Source organism: Rothia sp. 11273D007AR (assembly GCF_053547255.1).
On the sequence record NZ_JBPPWJ010000002.1, the window covers coordinates 1 to 18,162 of the forward strand.

19 protein-coding genes and 4 tRNA genes are annotated in these 18,162 nt (G+C 59.2%); 19 read left to right on the forward strand and 4 right to left on the reverse strand.

The window, feature by feature from the left end; genetic code table 11:
* Both ACED88_RS01095 and htpX read left to right on the forward strand, forming a co-directional pair.
* Positions 1-1,143 (forward strand): hypothetical protein (locus ACED88_RS01095; RefSeq protein WP_449108497.1); only part of this gene is annotated, 1,143 nt, incomplete at its 5' end.
* A gap of 128 nt (positions 1,144-1,271) precedes the next feature.
* The gene (gene htpX / locus ACED88_RS01100; RefSeq protein ID WP_237184944.1) at positions 1,272-2,165 is read left to right on the forward strand and encodes a zinc metalloprotease HtpX; all 894 of its coding nucleotides are present in this window, start codon (positions 1,272-1,274) and stop codon (positions 2,163-2,165) included.
* A gap of 125 nt (positions 2,166-2,290) precedes the next feature.
* Here htpX and ACED88_RS01105 read toward each other — a convergent pair whose 3' ends face one another.
* Positions 2,291-2,782, reverse strand: a complete 492-nt coding sequence (locus ACED88_RS01105; RefSeq protein ID WP_237184942.1) for a YajQ family cyclic di-GMP-binding protein — start codon at positions 2,780-2,782, stop codon at positions 2,291-2,293.
* Positions 2,783-2,961: 179 nt separating this feature from the next.
* Here ACED88_RS01105 and ACED88_RS01110 point away from each other — a divergent pair, with 179 nt between their 5' ends.
* The 3 genes from ACED88_RS01110 (at position 2,962) to ACED88_RS01120 (ending at position 4,110) form a co-directional block, all read left to right on the forward strand.
* The gene (locus ACED88_RS01110) at positions 2,962-3,372 is read left to right on the forward strand and encodes a hypothetical protein (RefSeq protein WP_449108498.1); all 411 of its coding nucleotides are present in this window, start codon (positions 2,962-2,964) and stop codon (positions 3,370-3,372) included.
* Positions 3,373-3,526: 154 nt separating this feature from the next.
* A tRNA-Tyr gene (locus ACED88_RS01115) sits at positions 3,527-3,608 on the forward strand.
* 121 nt (positions 3,609-3,729) lie between these two features.
* Positions 3,730-4,110, forward strand: coding sequence for a thioredoxin family protein (locus ACED88_RS01120; protein WP_135012472.1), 381 nt, complete (start codon positions 3,730-3,732; stop codon positions 4,108-4,110).
* A gap of 60 nt (positions 4,111-4,170) precedes the next feature.
* Here ACED88_RS01120 and ACED88_RS01125 read toward each other — a convergent pair whose 3' ends face one another.
* Entirely contained in the window at positions 4,171-5,169 is a 999-nt protein-coding gene (locus ACED88_RS01125; protein ID WP_449108499.1) for a DNA-3-methyladenine glycosylase family protein, read from the reverse strand.
* A 114-nt stretch (positions 5,170-5,283) separates the two neighbouring features.
* Between ACED88_RS01125 and ACED88_RS01130 the strand changes: the two genes are divergently transcribed.
* From ACED88_RS01130 to ACED88_RS01185, 12 genes are all read left to right on the forward strand, one after another.
* A complete protein-coding gene (locus ACED88_RS01130; protein WP_449108500.1) occupies positions 5,284-6,888 on the forward strand; it encodes a DUF2079 domain-containing protein in 1,605 nt (534 codons plus the stop codon).
* A gap of 339 nt (positions 6,889-7,227) precedes the next feature.
* The gene (locus ACED88_RS01135) at positions 7,228-9,192 is read left to right on the forward strand and encodes a DEAD/DEAH box helicase (protein ID WP_449108501.1); all 1,965 of its coding nucleotides are present in this window, start codon (positions 7,228-7,230) and stop codon (positions 9,190-9,192) included.
* Positions 9,193-9,408: 216 nt separating this feature from the next.
* Positions 9,409-9,480 (forward strand) — tRNA-Thr (locus ACED88_RS01140).
* Between the two features lie 26 nt (positions 9,481-9,506).
* A tRNA-Met gene (locus ACED88_RS01145) sits at positions 9,507-9,580 on the forward strand.
* Between the two features lies 1 nt (position 9,581).
* A tRNA-Thr gene (locus ACED88_RS01150) sits at positions 9,582-9,653 on the forward strand.
* A 55-nt stretch (positions 9,654-9,708) separates the two neighbouring features.
* Positions 9,709-10,155 carry an FAS1-like dehydratase domain-containing protein gene (locus ACED88_RS01155; protein WP_449108502.1) on the forward strand — a complete coding sequence of 149 codons (447 nt, stop codon included), beginning with the start codon at positions 9,709-9,711 and terminating at the stop codon, positions 10,153-10,155.
* Between the two features lie 3 nt (positions 10,156-10,158).
* Positions 10,159-10,620 (forward strand): MaoC family dehydratase, encoded by a 462-nt coding sequence (locus ACED88_RS01160; RefSeq protein ID WP_449108503.1) that lies wholly within the window; start codon positions 10,159-10,161, stop codon positions 10,618-10,620.
* 146 nt (positions 10,621-10,766) lie between these two features.
* On the forward strand, positions 10,767-11,996 hold the full coding sequence (locus ACED88_RS01165) for an MFS transporter (protein ID WP_449108504.1): 1,230 nt from the start codon (positions 10,767-10,769) through the stop codon (positions 11,994-11,996).
* Between the two features lie 94 nt (positions 11,997-12,090).
* Positions 12,091-13,182 carry a UDP-N-acetylmuramate dehydrogenase gene (locus tag ACED88_RS01170; protein ID WP_449108505.1) on the forward strand — a complete coding sequence of 364 codons (1,092 nt, stop codon included), beginning with the start codon at positions 12,091-12,093 and terminating at the stop codon, positions 13,180-13,182.
* A 12-nt stretch (positions 13,183-13,194) separates the two neighbouring features.
* A complete protein-coding gene (locus ACED88_RS01175; RefSeq protein ID WP_237222551.1) occupies positions 13,195-13,596 on the forward strand; it encodes a PGPGW domain-containing protein in 402 nt (133 codons plus the stop codon).
* A 36-nt stretch (positions 13,597-13,632) separates the two neighbouring features.
* Positions 13,633-14,142: a helix-turn-helix domain-containing protein gene (locus ACED88_RS01180; protein WP_237222552.1), complete on the forward strand. Its 510-nt coding sequence runs from the start codon at positions 13,633-13,635 to the stop codon at positions 14,140-14,142.
* Positions 14,142-14,699, forward strand: coding sequence for a PIN domain-containing protein (locus ACED88_RS01185; RefSeq protein WP_272878566.1), 558 nt, complete (start codon positions 14,142-14,144; stop codon positions 14,697-14,699). The genes ACED88_RS01180 and ACED88_RS01185 overlap by 1 nt, the downstream gene beginning before the upstream one ends.
* Here ACED88_RS01185 and ACED88_RS01190 read toward each other — a convergent pair.
* Positions 14,696-15,121 carry a GntR family transcriptional regulator gene (locus ACED88_RS01190; RefSeq protein ID WP_237184926.1) on the reverse strand — a complete coding sequence of 142 codons (426 nt, stop codon included), beginning with the start codon at positions 15,119-15,121 and terminating at the stop codon, positions 14,696-14,698. The two genes, ACED88_RS01185 and ACED88_RS01190, sit on opposite strands and share 4 nt — an antisense overlap.
* A gap of 9 nt (positions 15,122-15,130) precedes the next feature.
* On the reverse strand, positions 15,131-16,270 hold the full coding sequence (gene asd, locus ACED88_RS01195; protein ID WP_449108506.1) for an aspartate-semialdehyde dehydrogenase: 1,140 nt from the start codon (positions 16,268-16,270) through the stop codon (positions 15,131-15,133).
* A 140-nt stretch (positions 16,271-16,410) separates the two neighbouring features.
* Here asd and ACED88_RS01200 point away from each other — a divergent pair, with 140 nt between their 5' ends.
* Positions 16,411-16,650, forward strand: a complete 240-nt coding sequence (locus tag ACED88_RS01200) for a helix-turn-helix domain-containing protein (protein WP_237184912.1) — start codon at positions 16,411-16,413, stop codon at positions 16,648-16,650.
* A gap of 62 nt (positions 16,651-16,712) precedes the next feature.
* A complete protein-coding gene (locus ACED88_RS01205; RefSeq protein ID WP_449108507.1) occupies positions 16,713-18,122 on the forward strand; it encodes a DNA cytosine methyltransferase in 1,410 nt (469 codons plus the stop codon).
* The last annotated feature ends 40 nt before the right edge of the window (positions 18,123-18,162 follow it).

An 18,162-nucleotide genomic window follows, 5' to 3' on the forward strand; every position in this document is an offset into this window, starting at 1 on the left:
GTTCCGGTAGAACCTACTGATCCGGTAGAACCTGTTGACCCAACTGACCCGACCACTCCGGTCGAGCCAGTTGAACCTACCGACCCGACTGTTCCGGTTGAGCCTGTTGACCCGGTTGAGCCTGTTGACCCAACGGTTCCTGTTGACCCGACTGACCCGACCACTCCGGTCGAGCCAGTTGAACCTACCGACCCGATTGTTCCGGCTGAGCCGACCGTTCCGGTAGAACCTACTGATCCGGTAGAACCTGTTGACCCAACTGACCCGACCACTCCGGTCGAGCCAGTTGAACCGACCGACCCGATTGTTCCGGTAGAGCCTGTTGACCCCACGGTTCCCGTTGAACCTACTGACCCTGTTAACCCAACTGACCCGGTTGAACCTACTGACCCGGTTGAGCCTGTCGACCCCACGCTTCCCGTTGAACCTACTGTTCCGGTAGATCCTGTTGACCCGGTTGAACCGACCGTTCCGGTAGAACCTACTGATCCGGTAGAACCTGTTGACCCAACTGACCCGACCACTCCGGTAGAGCCAGTTGAACCTACCGACCCGACCGTTCCGGTTGAGCCTACTGATCCTGTCGAGCCAGTTGAACCTACCGACCCGACTGTTCCGGTTGACCCTGTCGACCCCACGATTCCCGTCGACCCGACTGACCCGGTCAATCCGACTGACCCGACTGTTCCGGTTGAGCCTACTGATCCTGTCGAGCCAGTTGAACCGGCTGACCCGATTGTTCAGGTTAAACCGACTAACCCAACTGACCCGGGTGAGCCTACTGATCCTGTCGAGCCAGTTGAACCGGCTGACCCGGTTGTTCCGGTTGAACCGACTGACCCAACTGACCCGGTTGACCCGACCGTTCCGGTAGAGCCGACAATTCCAGACTATGATTCCTGGCAGGGAAGTGCTGACTACTACCAGCTCATAGCATCAATACCGTGGGGCGCTATTGGTCAGCCCATCGGAGATAACCGGATGTGCATGATCACCTTTATCGTCACTGACACTGAAGGCGCCAACTGGCCCTCCGGTTTCGCCACCTACTTGCCGCCCGTCCTTATCGAATCTCCGTATGCCGCCTACCTGCTCGAAGGCTACCTCGGCCTCAGTAAGATTCAAGACATCACGTGCTACTAGATAAAAGCGTCTGCTGCTTCTCGTACGAGATACAGCAGGCGCTTTTCTCAAGCCTCTAGCGGAACACCGGGGATATCCCAGCTAGAACATCTACTCTGGTAATCAAGCCCCAACGAAAGGACTCTTTTATGCACAGCCATAACAACGGCCTCAAAACAGCCCTGCTCTTGGGGTCGATGGTAGGTTTCCTGCTCCTCATTGGCGCAGGCCTGGCCTACTTCACCCGAAGTTCAATCTTTATTGTGCTCTTCGGCCTGATCGGTGTAGGTACCGTAGCCTACACCTACTGGAACTCCGACAAGCTCGCTATCCGCTCCATGAACGCCTACCCGGTTACCCGCGAGCAGATTCCTGGCCTCTATGCCATCGTTGAAGAGCTCTCCGCTAAGGCAAACCAGCCCATGCCCAAGCTCTACGTTGCCCCGACCATGACCCCCAACGCCTTCGCTACTGGCCGTAACCCTCAGAATGCCGCGGTCTGTTGCACCGAGGGTATTCTGCAGCTACTCGATGAGCGCGAGATGCGCGGTGTGATTGGCCATGAGCTCATGCACGTTTACAACCGCGATATTCTGACCGGTTCAATTGCCGCCGCTATCGCATCCGTCATCGGTACTATCGCCCAGTTCGCTACCTTCGGCGCCATGTTTGGCGGTAACCGCGAAGAAAACCGCGGTGGCGGCCTCATCTTCACCCTGCTCATCGCCTTCCTGGCGCCCCTGGCCTCAGCCGTCATGCAGATGGCCATTAGCCGCACCCGCGAATACGATGCCGACGAGGACGGCGCCCGCCTCACCGGCGACCCGCTGGCACTGGCATCCGCCCTGCACAAGCTGGAAAACGGGGTGTCACGCTACCCCATGAACCCCGAGAACCGCCAGACCGCAGGCGCTGCCTCCATGATGATTGCTAACCCCTTCCGAGGCGGTGGTTCGATTAAGAACCTGATGGCTACCCACCCGCCCATGGCTGACCGTATCGCCCGACTCGAAAATATGGCTCGTCAGAACGGGCAGCTCTAGACTTCAGGTCACGCTGACTGAAAGTTGACCGTACAAATCTGAACAGGTTAAAGAAGAGCTCCCCACCTGCCCGGGCAGGTGGGGAGCCTTATATCTAGGTGCGGACGCCCCTATGGGGCAGGTGCCTAGCGGTAGTTGACGAACTGCAGGTCAACCTCAAGGTCGGCGCCCTTGAGTAGGGCAATGACGTCCTGCAGGTCATCGCGGGACTTGGAGGTTACGCGCAGCTCATCGCCCTGAATGGTAGCCTTGACCGACTTGGGGCCCTCTTCGCGAATGAGCTTAGAGATTTTCTTGGCCTGGTCCTGGGCGATACCCTCCTTGATAGAGGACTCAATGCGGTATTCCTTGCCAGAAGCGTAGGGGTCGCCGGAATCCAGGGACTTGAGCGAGATGCCGCGCTTGACCAGCTTGGACTGGAAGACATCGAGCACGGCCAGGGCGCGCTCCTCGGAGTTGGCCTTAATCAGGATCTTTTCGCCGGAGAAATCAATTTCAGCGCCGACACCGCGGAAGTCGTAGCGCTGGGCTACTTCCTTCTGGGCCTGGTTGAGGGCGTTAGAAACTTCCTGCTTGTCGACCTTTGAAACAACGTCGAATGATGAATCGCTTGCCACGGGTGCTTACCTCTTTGCTTGTAGATAGGTGACCGTGCCCCTGTAGACCGCTAGCGGGTGAGGGGCGCTTACCTACAAAGGTACCCTGTTTTGCGGGGGCTATGCAGGTTATCGCAATCGTTATGAAACTGTGACACCATTCTCAGCTAAAGTTCATCTTGGTTTGGGAGGATGAAGCTATGGCTGAAAAGAAAACAGCTGCCCACGCTGCAGCCGGCGTACGGCCCGGCTCAGGAACCACTCCGGCAGCGCACCAGGTACTAGCTGTAACTGACGAGACCATGCAGCGAGCCTACGAGGCTCTCCTTGCAGATTTAGTGGCAGACGGCTTTACTGCCGCCGATGCGACTGCCCCGGCGGGCAGCGGCTCGCCTGAAGTCGAACGGGTCCCAGATTTTACCCGTGGGCTAGGTCAAACCCTGCACGATGCTGATTTGGTCGCTAGATTCGAGGGCGTGAAAGAAAACCTCTCCCGCGAAATTCGTGGCGGCATGTGCACCCCCGACCAGGCTTATGCCTACCTAGAAAACCTTGAAATATCGCTCCTGCTAGAGCAAGAAGCCCTGGCGGCAAGCTCTGCATCCAACTAGCCTTACCCCGACCGGCGTCCGCTCTCACAGCGCGCCGGTCGGCCCGCTTAAGTGGTCTTTGCAACAAAAGCTACTTTCGGTTTGGCAAGCTGCCTAAAAGTGTGTAAAGTATTCTACTGTTCGCTCAAACGAACACATTCAAGAAATTGAATACGGCAGATTACCCGAGCGGCCAAAGGGGGCTGACTGTAAATCAGCTGGCATTGCCTACGGGGGTTCAAATCCCTCATCTGCCACAGCAAAAATCCCGCCTCACACGAGGCGGGATTTTTTATTCCCTGGTGAGCTAGCTTCATTATCAGAGAAACCGGCCACAGTCTTTAGACAAGCCCCGATAAAACCGGTAGCGTGTTTGTCATGGCAACCATTGAAATTACCCAGGAAAACCTGACCCAGAACGTCGAAAACTCAGATATTCTCTTCCTCGACTTCTGGGCCGATTGGTGCGGCCCCTGCAAGCAGTTCGGCCCCATCTTCGAAGCTGCTTCTGAAAAGCACGCCGATATCACCTTCGGCAAGGTCGACACCGAAGACCAGCAGCAGCTGGCCGCCGCAGCAGGTATCACCTCTATCCCCACCATCATGGGCTTCCGCGAGGGCGTTCTCGTCTTCTCTCAGCCCGGCGCCCTGAATGCCCAGCAGTTCGACCAGATTATCGACGCGGTCAAGGGTCTGGATATGGCCGAGGTGCACAAGCAGGTTGCCGAGGCTGAAGCAGCCCAGGCTGAGCAGGCCTAAGGCCACTAACTTTCTTTATATAAGTCGCCCTCCCCCTAACTGGGGGAGGGCGACTTCGTCTTAGAAGGAGCGCATATCCTGCGGGGCGTATCGGGGGCCGCGGCGCGGTTCGCTGATCCCGGCGGCCTTAATGAGGGCCACGACCCGCTGGCGGTGCCCGGCATAGGGAGTAAGTAGCTCTACCATGCGGGCGTCATCGCCGCGGGTACCATCGAAGGCGTAGGTGACGTGGTGGGCAAGGTGGTAGTCGCCCACGCTGACGGCATCGGGGTGGCCGCAGTAGCGTTGCAGGGTTTCTGCGATGGTCCAGGGGCCAATACCGGGAACCGAGTTCAGCGCCCGGGCGAGTTCGCTCACGCTGTGCTGGGAGGCAAACCGTTCGAAGGACTCAGCCCGGTTCGCATAGTGCACCATGGCAGATGAGCGGGAGCGGTCAAAGCCGGCGCGGTGGTAGGCCCAGTCAGGAATCTGGGCAAAGGTGGACGCCTGCGGGAAGATAACAAGCCCCGGCGGCTGGTCGGGGAGCCCGGTTGCAGGAGCTGGTTCACCGTACTGGCGTAGCAGGGCCCGCATACCTCCCATAGCCTCGATGCCGGTGACTCGTTGTTCGGTGATGGCGAGTAGCAGGTTTTGCGAGAGCAGGCCAACAGAGGGTAGCCGCAGCCCCGGTGCCTCGGCCCGTGCCCGCACCAGCCTAGCTGGCAGCTGCCCCCAGGCCTCTGAGGCGTAGAAGCCGGCCCAGCGGTCCTGCTCACCCACCCAGCCCGGCACGCGAGCCGCAAAAGCTTCCAGGGCGGACGCAGATGATGTACCGCTAGGGGAGCTGGCACCCGCCCAAATCGTTACCTCAATTGGGGCGCGCAGGTCGGCGGGGTGCGTCCTGGCAAAACGAACAAGCAGACCCACCCCAGCTTCGCGGGCAGTCGCCCAAAAAACAGGGCCAGCAGGCCCGGCTACCTGACGAAAGAGGGGGTCAAAGGCTCCGTGCTGTAGGGACGCAAAGGTCTGGCCCAGGTGTACCCGATGGGTTGGTTCCAGAACAAAATGCGCGCGCAACATGCTCACCATCGTCTCACACCCGCTCTACCCGACCCACAGAACCACTTTGCTGTCTATACTCGTACAAGACGCCGCACCCGTGGCGCCCACCCCAACCTCAGACGAAGAAGGCGCATGAGCTCCCCCCTACTGCCAGCAGAAGCCCACCCCATCAGGGCGCGTATCAGCGCTGCAGCCCTGGCCCTAGCTGTCTTTGCCCTCTACAGCGTCTACTCCTGGCTGCAGTGGCGGCACTACGTGGTGCCCTCCTGGGATCTGGGTATCTTCTCGCAGCTGGCTAAGGCATATGCCTCAGGGCAGGCCCCGATTGTGCCGATCAAGGGGGAGGGGTTCAACCTGCTGGGGGACCACTTCCACCCCGTCACGGTGCTACTGACTCCCTTCTACTGGCTCTGGCCTACACCCGCCACCCTGCTCTATGTGCAAAACGGGCTGGTCGCCCTATCTGTCTACCTGCTAGTGCGTTTTGCCCAGCGAATCCTGGCCCCCTGGGCAGCCCTGGCCCTGGGCCTTGCCTACGCCCTGAGCTTCGGTATTCAGCAGGCTGTAGCCGTTCAATTTCACGAGGTTGCCTTCGCCCTGCCCCTGCTCGTCATGAGCCTGGGCTACCTGGCCATGACCCGCTTGACGGGCGCCCCCGCCCCCCTGCTGCGCCGCTCCATCTACTGGGCAGCCCCTCTGGTCTTCGTCAAAGAGGACGTCGGCATCACGGTTTTCGTGATCGGGCTCGTTGCCCTGGCCCGCACCGGCTGGTTCTCAACCGCCAGCAGCATAGCCTTCCCCTCGGTGTCCGCCCCGGTACGCCCCCGCCGCGAACGCTACCGTACCCTGCTGCGTTCCTGGGTCAACACCCCCGCGGTCGCCGAAGCCAGCCTACTCATGCTCTGGGGCATAGTCTGGCCCCTGCTCGCCATCGGCCTTATCCTGCCCCACTTCAACACCGCAGGAGTCTTCGACTACTCCGACAAACTCGACATCGCAGCAGCTATCGGCGACCCCCTCGGCGCCTTCGCCCAGCTCGTCTACCCCTGGCAAAAAACCGCCACCCTCGGCCTGCTCCTGCTCACCGGCGTCCTGGCCTGGACCACCAGCCCCCTCGCCCTCATCGCCGCCCCCACCCTCATCTGGCGTTTCCTTTCACCCCAAGAGGGCTACTGGGAACCTACCTGGCACTACAACCTCGTGCTCATGCCCATCGTCTTCACCGCCCTGCTCGATGTGCTTGCCCGAGCCGTCGCCCGTACGCACCTCCCCGCCTACCGGCTCGGGGCAACACCCGCCGGACGCACCGTCCGCACAATCCTTGCAACCCTACGCCACCGCGCCCCGGTAGCCCTGCCCGCGCTCGCCCTCATCATCAGCCTAGGAATCCTGCCCAACCAGCCCCTGGCCCAGCTGGCTGACCCGGACTTTGCCACCACAGAGCCTTCCACCACTGACCAGATGAAGGCTGAAGCCGTCGCCGCTATCCCAGAAGGCGCCACCGTAGCTGCCGACCTCTCCGTCCTCACCTACCTGGTGCCCAACCACACCGCCTACTGGATTGGCCACTCCGGGGAACCCGGCCCCGACTACGTGCTCGTCGACAAACTTGGCAGCGCCTGGGGCGGCAACCCGCCCAGCAGCGCCGTTGCCTACGCCACCGACCGCTACGGTACCGCCACCTATGTTCACTACCGCACCATCGGCACCATCGACATCGCCGTCCGCACCCGCTAGCTGTACCCTCTATCACCACCCGGGCCCAAAACGCCCAAACTAGGGTAGAGTTGAAAACGTAAGACTCGGGAACCCCCGACCATTTCTCTTCAGCGCCCACGCCCGCTACTGGCACACAACCACAGGGCCACGCGCGTTCAACGAACATACTTAGGCTAAGCAGACCGTTGAACCTTCGACTAGAGAACCTGATGTGTAATCAGCTCGCCCAAGCGCGCACCCCTGATAGCCAGCGCCCACGAACCGAAGACCTCTGATCTTTGAGGCCCCTCGCGAGCATTCCACGGGGACACCCCGTACAGCACCTCCACCTCAGTGAGAGTGCTGAAACCCCACTCGATGAGGACAACATTGACTGAAAATACTGCCGTTAACGCAGAAACCGCAACCGACGCCATCTTCCAGGAACCGGTTGTAGATGCCCCCACCCAGCAGGTAGAAAAGGACGAGGACGGCGGCACCCGCTTCACCGACCTGGGCCTGGATGCCCGCGTCCTGGCAGCCCTCGAAAAGGTCGGCTACGAAAAGCCCTCACCCATCCAGGCTGAAACCATCCCCCTGCTGCTTGAAGGCCGCGACGTCGTCGGCCTAGCCCAGACCGGCACCGGCAAGACCGCAGCCTTCGCCCTACCTGCCCTCTCAACCCTGGCAGAACTGGCCGACATCAACGGTGTCTCCAAAGACACCCAGGTGCTCGTCCTAGCCCCCACCCGCGAACTGGCCCTGCAGGTTGCCGAAGCCTTCTCGTCCTACGCAACCGAAATGCCCGACTTCACCGTGCTGCCCGTCTACGGCGGCTCACCCTACGGCCCCCAGCTGGCGGGCCTCAAACGCGGCGCCCAGGTCGTTGTCGGTACCCCCGGCCGCGTCATCGACCACCTGAAAAAGGGCTCCCTGGACCTCTCCAACCTGCAGTACCTGGTACTGGACGAAGCTGACGAAATGCTCCGCATGGGCTTCGCCGAAGACGTAGAACAGATCCTGGCAGACACCCCCGACTCCAAGCAGGTTGCCCTCTTCTCAGCAACCATGCCCAAGACCATCCGCAAGATCGCTGAGCAGTACCTCAACGACCCCGCAGAGGTACGCGTCAAGTCAAAGACCACCACCAGCGCCAACATCCGCCAGCGCTACATGCAGGTCATGCACTCCCACAAGCTCGAAGCCATGACCCGCGTACTTGAGGTCGAAGACTACGACGGCATCATCGCCTTCGTCCGCACCAAGAAAGAAACCGAAGAAGTCGCTGACAAGCTCAAGGCCCGCGGCTACCAGGCTGCCGCCATCAACGGCGATATTCCCCAGAACCAGCGCGAACGCACTGTTGAAGCCCTGCGCGATGGCCGCATCGACATCCTGGTTGCCACCGACGTTGCCGCCCGCGGCCTCGACGTCGAGCGTATCTCCCTGGTCGTCAACTTCGACATCCCCCACGACACCGAATCCTACGTGCACCGCATCGGCCGAACCGGCCGCGCAGGCCGCGCCGGCGAAGCCATCCTCTTCATGACCCCGCGTGAAAAGTACATGCTCCGCCAGATCGAAAAGGCAACCCGCCAGCAGGTCGAACAGATGCACATGCCCACCGTTGAAGACGTCAACGCCAACCGCAAGCAGAAGTTCGCCCAGCAGATCACCGACACCATCGAAACCGAAGACCTCAGCTTCTTCCGCGAACTCATCGACGCCTACGCCAACGAACACGATGTTGAAGGCGAAGAAATCGCAGCAGCCCTGGCCGTCATCGCCCAGCAGGGCCGCCCCTTCCTAGCCGAAGAAATGCCCGAACCCAAGAGCAAGAAGCGCGACCGTGACCGCGACTTCGACCGCGACTTCGACCGCGACGACAAGCCCCGCGGCGGCCGCCGCCACTCCGAAGAAGGCATGGTCGACTTCAAGCTCAACGTAGGCCGCTCATCCCACGTCTCACCCGCAGCTATCGTCGGTGCCCTCACCAACGAAGGCGGCCTCAAGGGCAAGCAGGTCGGCGCAATCGACATCCGCCAGCACTTCACCATCGTCTCCCTCCCCGAAGCAGAACTGCCCGGTGACTTCTTCGACCGCCTGCGCGACACCCAGGTAGCCGGCGAATTCATCAACATCAAGCGCGACCGCGGCCCCAAGGGCGGCGGAGGCGGACGCAAGTTCGACCGTGACGACCGCGGCTTCGGTAAGAAGGACTTCGGCGGCAAGAAGAAGTTCGACGGTAAGAAATTTGATCGTGACGACCGCGGCTTTGGCGGAAAGAAAAAGTTCGACCGCGACGACCGTTTCGGCAAGAAGAAGGGCCGCAAGAAGTTCTAAGGATAAGGTTCTGCAGGCTCGCGCTCGCTGCCGACCCTCTCGCTGGTTCGCTGACGCTCACAAGCGATTCACGCCAGCCGCCGAGCCAGCAGCTTCGCTGCGAGCCTGCGCCACCTTACCCATAGGGCACCATTTCAACTTGTGCCCTAGAACACCCCAAAAAACAGGTTCTAGATTTGCGTCTTCCAAAGGTTGTATCGTAAGCTAGTATCTGTTGCCCCGATAGCTCAGTGGTAGAGCGCCATCTTGGTAAGATGGAGGTCCCGGGATCGATTCCCGGTCGGGGCTCTGTATGAGCCCAAAAGTTCATACGTGGCGGTGTAGCTCAGCTGGTTAGAGCGCACGACTCATAATCGTGAGGTCGACGGATCGAGCCCGTCCACCGCTACGCCCCGATAGCTCAGTGGTAGAGCGCCATCTTGGTAAGATGGAGGTCCCGGGATCGATTCCCGGTCGGGGCTCAGATAACCTGTCAAGCATTAGCTTGGCAGGTTTTTTGTTTGTAGAGTGGTCTCTATGGCTATTAACCAAGAGATCGTGGGCCGCATTTACCCGGCCACTGAGCCCTATTCGGTGGGGCGAGAGAAAATCCGTGAATTCGCTGCTGCCGTCAAGGCCACCAGCCCCCTGCACTTTGATGTGCAGGCAGCCCAGAGCGCAGGCTACAGCGACCTGATCGCCCCGCCCACCTTCGCTATTATTCTGGCCCAGAAGGCAGACGCCGCCCTGATTGGTGACCCCGAAGCCGGTATCGACTTCTCCCGCGTGGTCCACGCTGACCAGCGCTTCACCCACCACCGCCCAATCGTGGCAGGGGACGAGCTGCTGACCGAGGTGCACGTCGATAGCGTGCGCGTCATGGGAGCCGGCGCTATGCTGACCACCCGCGAAGAAATCACCACTGTAGAGGGCGAAAAGGTCGCCACCTGCATCTCATCACTGCTGGTTCGGGCGGAGGACTAACCCATGGCTATCTCTTTTGACTCCCTTGAAAAGGGTACCGAGATTGGTGCCCGTCAGATCCCTGTCACCCGCGCTGACCTGGTGGCCTACGCGGGCGCGTCCGGCGACTTCAACCCCATCCACTGGAACGAGCGCTTCGCAACCGCTGTGGGTCTGCCCGGCGTCATCGCCCACGGCATGTTCACCATGGGCGCTGCCGTGCAGCTGGTGACCGACTGGGTAGGCGACGCCGGTGCGATTGTGGACTACCAGACCCGCTTCTCCAAACCGGTTCCGGTACCCGATGCTGATGACGCGGCCTCCCCTGCTACCGGTGGCAACGTCATCTCGGTTGCCGGTAAGGTCGGTGCCCTGGACGCGGACGCCCGCACCGCCCGCATCGACCTGACCGTCACCGCCCCCGACACCGAGGGCAAGGAGCAGAAGGTGCTGATGAAGGCCCAGGCACTCGTGAAGCTTGCCTAGTATAGCCCCCACCTTGCGCACTAAAGGCGCCCGTTCAGAGATTGAGCGGGCGCCTTGTTGTGCACGACCACTAGAATAGACAGCAGGACACAAACACACTGACATGCCCTCTTAGCTTTACTACGAGAGAATTGACCTTACCCACCATGGCACATAACCCCCGCACCCAGCTTTCCGACCGGCAGATTAAGACCTGGTACAGGGCTGTGCTGGGGCTTTTCTTTGCTAGCGGTTTAGTGGTTTCTGCCCTGCTGACCCGCCTGCCCGATGTGGCTAACGGGCTGGGGCTGAGCTCCGGTCCCATGGGCTTGCTGCTGCTGGGTATGACCATCGGCTCCTTCTGCGCCGTGAGCTTCTCAGGTGCCTTCGTTGCCCGTTTCGGCGCTATCCGCTGTATCGCGGCAGCCTACATCACCACCGTCACCGGCATGCTCCTGATCGGCCTGGGCGTCCACCTCGCCAGCGTTCCCGTAACCCTGCTCGGCCTCATGCTTCAGGGCTTAGGTAGCGCTGTCTCCAACGTGGCCTCCAACGTGCAGGGCGTAGCCAACGAGCGGGCACTGGGGCGCTACGTTACCCCCATCATGCACGGTTTCTTCTCGATCGGCACCGTAGCAGGTGCCGCCATCGGCACACTCGATACCCGCCTGGGCGTGCCCTTCGTCGTCCACATGGCCTATTTCGCGTTAGCAGTTGCTGCCCTCGTCCTCATCTCCCTCAAGTTCTGCCACAGTGAAAACTACGGCCAGGACGACACCCAGGCCATCGCCGCCGTCGGCTCCTACCGGGTGCGCGACGCCTGGCGCGATAAACACACCATCCTCATCGGCCTCTTCGTACTGGGCATGGCACTGGCCGAAGGCTCCGCCAACGACTGGGTCGCACTCGCCCTCACCCACGACTACGGCACCAGCAACACCATCGGGTCCCTCGGCTACTTCACCTTTGTAGTGGCCATGATGGTGGGGCGTTTTGGCGGCACCGCCCTGCTTAACCGCTTTGGCCGGGTGCCGGTGCTCCGCACCACCTGCTCGCTCGCCATTATCGGCCTGGCCCTCTTCATCTTCGCCCCTACCGTGCCCCTGGGCTTTGTTGGCCTGCTGGTCTGGGGCCTGGGAGCCTCCCTCGGCTTCCCGACCGGCATGTCAGCTGCCTCGGACGACCCGCTCAAGGCCGCCGTCCGCGTCTCCGTTGTCTCAACTATCGGCTATGCGGCCTTCCTGGGCGGCCCGCCCCTGCTGGGCCTGCTGGGGGAGCACTTTGGCATCCGCAACGGCCTGCTCGCCGTGCTGGTTTTTGTGGTTGTGTCCCTACTGCTCACCAGCCAGCTGGAACCCAAGAAGCCGGGCAACACCGTCCACACCGAAAAGCTCTAGGGGCGTTAGCCGCCAGGACGCCCGCGCCCAGCTCCCAGCGCCCGGTGAGCACGCTCGCAGGCGGCACCCGGGCTAAGCCGGTAGAATGGGCACCGTGACTGACAAGCTTTTAAGTGAACTGACCACTGCCGCTGTGGGTGGCCCCGCCCGTCTCTTCGTTGAGGCCACCAGCGAGCAGGAGATTATTGATGCCGTAACCGCCGCCGACCGTGCAGGAGAAGACCTGCTGGTGGTGGGCGGGGGCTCTAACCTGCTGATAGCCGATGAGGGCTTTAACGGGGCAGTGGTGCACATCGCTTCAACCGGTATTGAAACCGTGAGCGACTACGCCTGCGGCGGCACCACCCTGCGCGTGCAGGCAGGCCACACCTGGGACGACCTGGTAGCCTACGCCGTAGAGAACGAGCTCTCCGGTATTGAGGCCCTCTCAGGTATTCCCGGCACCGTGGGCGCCACCCCCGTGCAGAACGTGGGGGCCTACGGCTCTGAGGTCGCCCACACCATCGCCTCGGTTCGCACCTGGGACCGTGAAACCGGCGGCTACAAGACCTTCGCTAACGCCGACTTGAAGTTCGCCTACCGCGACTCGATTCTCAAACAGTCCACCGTCAACGGGTCTCCCCGCTACGTGGTGCTGACCGTAGACTTCCAGCTGCCGCACGGCTCCCAGTCCGCCCCCGTCCGCTACGCTGAGCTGGCCCGCCAGCTGGGCGTTGAGGTGGGGGAGCGCGCCGACTCCCGCCTGGTGCGCGAAACCGTGCTGCGCCTGCGCGCCGGCAAGGGCATGGTGCTGGACGCCACCGACCGCGACACCTACTCCACCGGCTCCTTCTTCACCAACCCCATCGTGGGGCAGGACGTCGCAGCCCAGCTCCCCCAGGACGCCCCCCGCTACCCGGCAACCACCCCCGCCGGTGAACCCCTGGAAGGCATGGTCAAGCTCTCTGCCGCCTGGCTGATCCAGCACGCCGGGTTCGATAAGGGCTTCGGACTTGAGGGCGAGGCAGCGGAGCTTGCCGGTGGCAGAGCGTCGCTTTCTACCAAGCACACCCTAGCTATCACCAACCGTGGTGGCGCCTCGACCGCCGATATCGCGGCCATCGCCCGCGCTGTGCGAGCCGGGGTTGAGGAAAGCTTCGGGGTGCGCCTGGTCCCTGAGCCTGTTGTCGTTGGGTTTACTCTCTAACGCAGGGGCGTCATGAGCCTAGAGAAAGAAATCGAGAGCGGGCAGGGCGGACGCCTACACCGGCGTATGGAGCGCTTTCGCGCCTTTATGGGGCGGCACGCCGCCCTGCTTCTGCTCTACCGCCTGCTCATTATTGGGCTAGGTTTTTTGTGCATCGTCGCCGGTATTATCATGCTGGTGACGCCCGGCCCCGGCTGGCTTTTCATCTTCATGGGCATGAGTCTGTGGGGCACCGAATTCCACTGGGCCCACCGCCTGAACGTGTGGGCGAAAGCTAAGGTGCTGAATATCTGGCGGCAGTTAGAGGCTAAGCGGCATCGGGCCCACCGTCGTCGCACCGCCGCCCGCTGGGCTAGCCGCAGCAACCGCAGCCACTACTGCCCAACGGGCTGCCACTACAGGCAAACACTATAACATTTCGAATATTTCGAATAGTGCTATAGTGGTGGCATGACCGTCACTCAGAATAATCAGCGTTCTATTCTTGAACCCTCCACCTTTCATGAAGCAGACTTAGAACTACTTTTTTCTTTTTTGCACAGCGCTTCTAGTGAGGATGAGGGGGCTCAGCCTGCGCTGCTATCGCCAGACGGTAAAAAACAGGTCATTCCCTTCCTCTTATATGACACACTAACAACCATCGTTGATGCCTTAGCCCATAACAAGGCTGTTTCGATTACGCCTACCGATACCAAGCTCACCACTCAGCAAGCTGCTGATTATCTCCAAATATCTCGTCCAACACTCGTAAAAATTCTCGAATCTGGTGATATTCCCTTTACTACTGTTGGCCGCCATCGCCGTGTGCTTCTCGCAGACTTGATTCAGTATGAAGAGAAAGAGCGAAGAGAGCGTAAAGCTTTCCTCCAAGAACAAACGCAAGAATCATCAGCAGACGGTAGCTACTTTGACCTACCTCCAAGCTTTGCGCAGACTCGCATTCCGTCAGGAAAATCTTAATGTCTGGGCTATCTGCTGTTCTCGATGCATGTGTACTGCTACCGATGCCAACGTGCGACTTACTTCTGCGCCTAGCAGATGCAAAAGAGTACAGGCCCCTCTGGTCGCATGGGATTCTAGAGGAAGTAGAACGCAACTTGCAGACAGCGTTCATGCGAACGCCTGGGCAGGCTGAGAAGCGCGTGAGAAATATGCAGAAATACTTCCCAGATGCAGAAGTTTGTGAGTATGAATCGCTGATACATCAGATGGGTAACGACCCTAAAGATCGCCATGTTTTAGCAGCAGCAGTTCGAGCTCGTGCTGACTTTATCGTTACTTTTAATCTGAAAGACTTCCCTGAAGAGACTTTAGCTCCATTTGATGTGAGGGCCGTTCATCCAGATGATTTTCTCTGCGACCGGTTTGCACTGAACCCGCAGAGAATCAAACAAATTGCTGAAGACATTGTGCGAGACATGAAGAACCCAGAGGTAACTCACACGGAGTATCTGGTGGGGTTGAGAAAAATTGGGCTGGTGAGGTTTGCAGAGACTCTTGAGTCTAATGGGTTCTAGCTTTCGAACCCCAGCATATGATCCAGAGTCTCGTGGATCTGCTGGTCTTCAAAGCCCAGTTTGCGCATGGCTGTAATGTACTTTTCGGTTAGGGTCTGTGCCTTGTGCGCGGTTGAGTCGAGGGCCGTAATAAAGGACCCTGCCCGGCCGTGCGTTTCAATGGCGCCGGCGGCTTCCAGCTCCTTGTAGGCCTTCGCCACCGTGTTTACTGCAAGACCTGTTTCGGCAGCTAGCGCCCGCATGGGCGGTAGCCGGTCACCGGCAGCCAGAGCGCCGGAAGCCCGTGCCGCAATAATAGCCCGCCGCAGCTGGGAGTAGGGCGGGACGTCCGACCCCTTATCAACCCTAAAATTTAAAGCACGGATGCCCCCGCACAGCTCCTCGTGGGAGTCGTGAATCGGGGGCATCTCGTTCTTTGTCATGGCACCAGTCTAAAGGGTGCCGGTCGCAATCTTCAGCATGCGGCGCACGGGTTCTGCGGCGCCCCACAGCAGCTGGTCACCCACGGTGAAAGCAGAGATGTACTGGGGGCCCATGTTGAGCTTGCGGATGCGGCCCACCGGGATATCCAGGGTACCGGACGCCGCAACGGGAGTCAGCCCCTCGACGGTGGCGTCCTTGGTGTTGGGGATAACCTTTGACCACTCGTTGTCCTCATCGATAATCTTCTCGATTTCCTCAACGGTCAGGTCTTCCTTGAGCTTTAGGGTCAGAGCCTGGGAATGGGAGCGCATGGTTGCAATACGCACGCACAGGCCGTCAAGAACCACGCGGTCATCACCCTCAAGGCCCAGAATCTTGTTGGACTCAGCCTCGGCCTTCCACTCTTCGCGGGACTGGCCGTTGCCCAGGTCAGAGTCGATCCAGGGAATCAGTGAACCGGCCAGGGGAACGCCGAACTGGGTGGTGTCGAGGTCGCCGGAGCGCTGGAGTTCCAGCACCTTGCGGTCGATCTCAAGGATGGCGGACGCGGGGTCGTCCAGCTCGGTTGCTACGTAGCCGTTGATATCGCCGAACTGCTTGAGCACCTCGCGCATGTGGCGGGCGCCGCCACCGGAGGCTGCCTGGTAGGTCATGGAGGTGCCCCACTCGACCAGTCCCTGCTTCCACAGGCCGCCCAGGCCCATGAGCAGGCAGGAGACGGTGCAGTTACCGCCGATGAAGTCCTTAACCCCTGACTCCAGGCCGCGGTCGATGACGTCGCGGTTGATGGGGTCAAGCACGATGACGGCGTCATCGTTCATGCGCAGGGTTGAGGCTGCGTCAATCCAGAGACCGCTCCAGCCGCGCTCGCGCAGCTGGGTGTGGACTGCCTTGGTGTAGTCGCCACCCTGGGCGGTCACGATGACGGGCAGCTTGGCGAGCTCGTCGATATCGTGGGCGTCCTTGAGCATGGACTCTTCCAGCGCCCCGCAGAAGGTGGGGGCTGCTGAACCGGCCTGGGAAGTGGAGAAGAAGACCGGGTTGATACCCTCGAAGTCACCTTCTTCGAGCATGCGCTTCATGAGCACGGAGCCGACCATGCCACGGTAACCAACAAAGCCTACGGAATCACCAGATGTAAAAGTCATGGTTTCAGTCTAGCTTTTACGGGCTCTCTGCGCAGGGTCTGGAACCGCATGGTGAGAGAAAGTGTAATCGTACGGTGACTTTACTTAAAGTAACCGTACGATTACTTTAGGAAAAGTAGTCGTTCGGTTACACTTGCGGTATGACACAGCAAGATGCCACCGGTATACGAACCCTGCACATCACTGGAGAAGTGGGGGAAGTCGTCCGTCTCCGCCGAGAAGAGCTCGGTCTTACTCAAAAAGAAGTGGCCGCCAAGATTGGCGTATCCCGCAAATGGTACATTGACCTTGAACAAGGTAAGCCAACGGTTGAGCTCTATAAGGTGCTAGATGCTTTTTGGGCTCTAAACCTAGAGCTTCAAGTAAAGGCCGCATCATGAGTGAACTCAATGCTTACTTTGGAGACCCCCACTCCTGACAAATTTGGTCTATGATTACTTTCGTGACTGAAAATATTGATATTCCAAATAGGCTGCTAACTCCTGACGATGCTGCGAAAGCTTTACGTGTTACCTCACAGCGAGTGCGTCAACTTATTGCGAACGGTACCCTCCACGCCGAACGTGTAGGCCGTGTATGGGTCATTCGTGAAGAAGACTTAGATGCGGTTCGAGCTTCAACAACAACCTCGCTTATCCCTGCGCGTGCTGACAGCTCTCATGCGGGGAAGCTTAAAGCCCTGAGCTTTTTTTCGGGAGCAATGGGGCTGGATCTTGGTCTAGAACGCGCAGGCATCGACACCGTTTTGGCCTGCGAATCAGATAAATGGGCTAGGCAGACTATTGCGACAAACCGCCCTGATTTGCCGATACTTGGTGACATATGGAGGTATCAGGCTGATGAAATTTTGGGATTGGCTGGTATTGATGAAGGGGAGCCGGTCGATATGATGGTTGGCGGCCCGCCTTGTCAAGCTTTCTCAACCGCAGGAGCGCGGCGGGGCTTCGAAGATCTACGAGGAAATGTCTTTCTGCATTACCTTGATTTAATCTCACAAATTAAGCCTAAATATGCAGTAATCGAAAATGTTCGTGGGTTGCTTTCGTTGCCAGTGTCACCCACGCAATCTGCTGCGTTGCTCGAAACTACAGGTCGTGATTTCTCAAAGAAACATGGTGCTATTCAACTAGTTACATATCGGTTGAGGGAAGCTGGTTATAAGGTTTCGTTCAACTTATATAATGCTGCAAACTTTGGTACCCCTCAGGTTCGAGAAAGAGTGGTTATTGTAGCCACCCTTGATGATGAAAAAGTTCCTTACCTAACCCCAACGAATTCTGATGACCCCCAGTTTGGGCTTCCAGCATGGAATACTCTCAGAAGTGTAATCTCTGACCTCGATGAAGTGAACTCTGAGTTCATTCCGTTCCCTGAAAAGCGACTTCAATATTTCAGAATGCTGAAGCCTGGACAATACTGGAAAGATTTGCCTGCTGATATTCAGCCTATTGCTATGGGAAAGTCATACCATTTGGGAGGCGGTAAGACTGGTTTTTATAGGAGGCTTGCTTGGGATAAACCTTCTCCTACCTTAGTAACACATCCTGCTATGCCTGCAACTGACCTGGGGCACCCGGAAAAAGATAGACCTCTAACTGTTGCTGAGTATAAACGTATCCAGCAGTTCCCTGACGATTGGGTAATAGAGGGGCGCCCGCAGCAACAATACAAACAAATCGGCAACGCGGTGCCCCTGGGGTTAGGTGAAGCTATAGGGCGAGCTATTGTCGCGCATGATTCAGGAGAAAAAACAGAGTTTCCTTCAGGGTTTAAATTTTCACGATACAAAAATACGTCTGACTTAGATTTGTGTCCTATTGAGGATGACACGCCTGAAGACACACTTTTTTAGTGCAAGGTGGCTCGTCTATTCTGGAGTGGGGGCAAAGTGC

Bases quoted from the DNA above. Each gene is read 5' to 3' on its own strand.
- htpX (WP_237184944.1), top strand. From the start codon at position 1,272: ATGCACAGCCATAACAACGGCCTCAAAACAGCCCTGCTCTTGGGGTCG.
- ACED88_RS01110 (WP_449108498.1), top strand. From the start codon at position 2,962: ATGGCTGAAAAGAAAACAGCTGCCCACGCTGCAGCCGGCGTACGGCCC.
- ACED88_RS01120 (WP_135012472.1), top strand. From the start codon at position 3,730: ATGGCAACCATTGAAATTACCCAGGAAAACCTGACCCAGAACGTCGAA.
- ACED88_RS01125 (WP_449108499.1), bottom strand. From the start codon at position 5,169: ATGTTGCGCGCGCATTTTGTTCTGGAACCAACCCATCGGGTACACCTG.
- ACED88_RS01130 (WP_449108500.1), top strand. From the start codon at position 5,284: ATGAGCTCCCCCCTACTGCCAGCAGAAGCCCACCCCATCAGGGCGCGT.
- ACED88_RS01135 (WP_449108501.1), top strand. From the start codon at position 7,228: ATGAGGACAACATTGACTGAAAATACTGCCGTTAACGCAGAAACCGCA.
- ACED88_RS01155 (WP_449108502.1), top strand. From the start codon at position 9,709: ATGGCTATTAACCAAGAGATCGTGGGCCGCATTTACCCGGCCACTGAG.
- ACED88_RS01160 (WP_449108503.1), top strand. From the start codon at position 10,159: ATGGCTATCTCTTTTGACTCCCTTGAAAAGGGTACCGAGATTGGTGCC.
- ACED88_RS01165 (WP_449108504.1), top strand. From the start codon at position 10,767: ATGGCACATAACCCCCGCACCCAGCTTTCCGACCGGCAGATTAAGACC.
- ACED88_RS01175 (WP_237222551.1), top strand. From the start codon at position 13,195: ATGAGCCTAGAGAAAGAAATCGAGAGCGGGCAGGGCGGACGCCTACAC.
- ACED88_RS01180 (WP_237222552.1), top strand. From the start codon at position 13,633: ATGACCGTCACTCAGAATAATCAGCGTTCTATTCTTGAACCCTCCACC.
- ACED88_RS01185 (WP_272878566.1), top strand. From the start codon at position 14,142: ATGTCTGGGCTATCTGCTGTTCTCGATGCATGTGTACTGCTACCGATG.
- ACED88_RS01190 (WP_237184926.1), bottom strand. From the start codon at position 15,121: ATGACAAAGAACGAGATGCCCCCGATTCACGACTCCCACGAGGAGCTG.
- asd (WP_449108506.1), bottom strand. From the start codon at position 16,270: ATGACTTTTACATCTGGTGATTCCGTAGGCTTTGTTGGTTACCGTGGC.
- ACED88_RS01200 (WP_237184912.1), top strand. From the start codon at position 16,411: ATGACACAGCAAGATGCCACCGGTATACGAACCCTGCACATCACTGGA.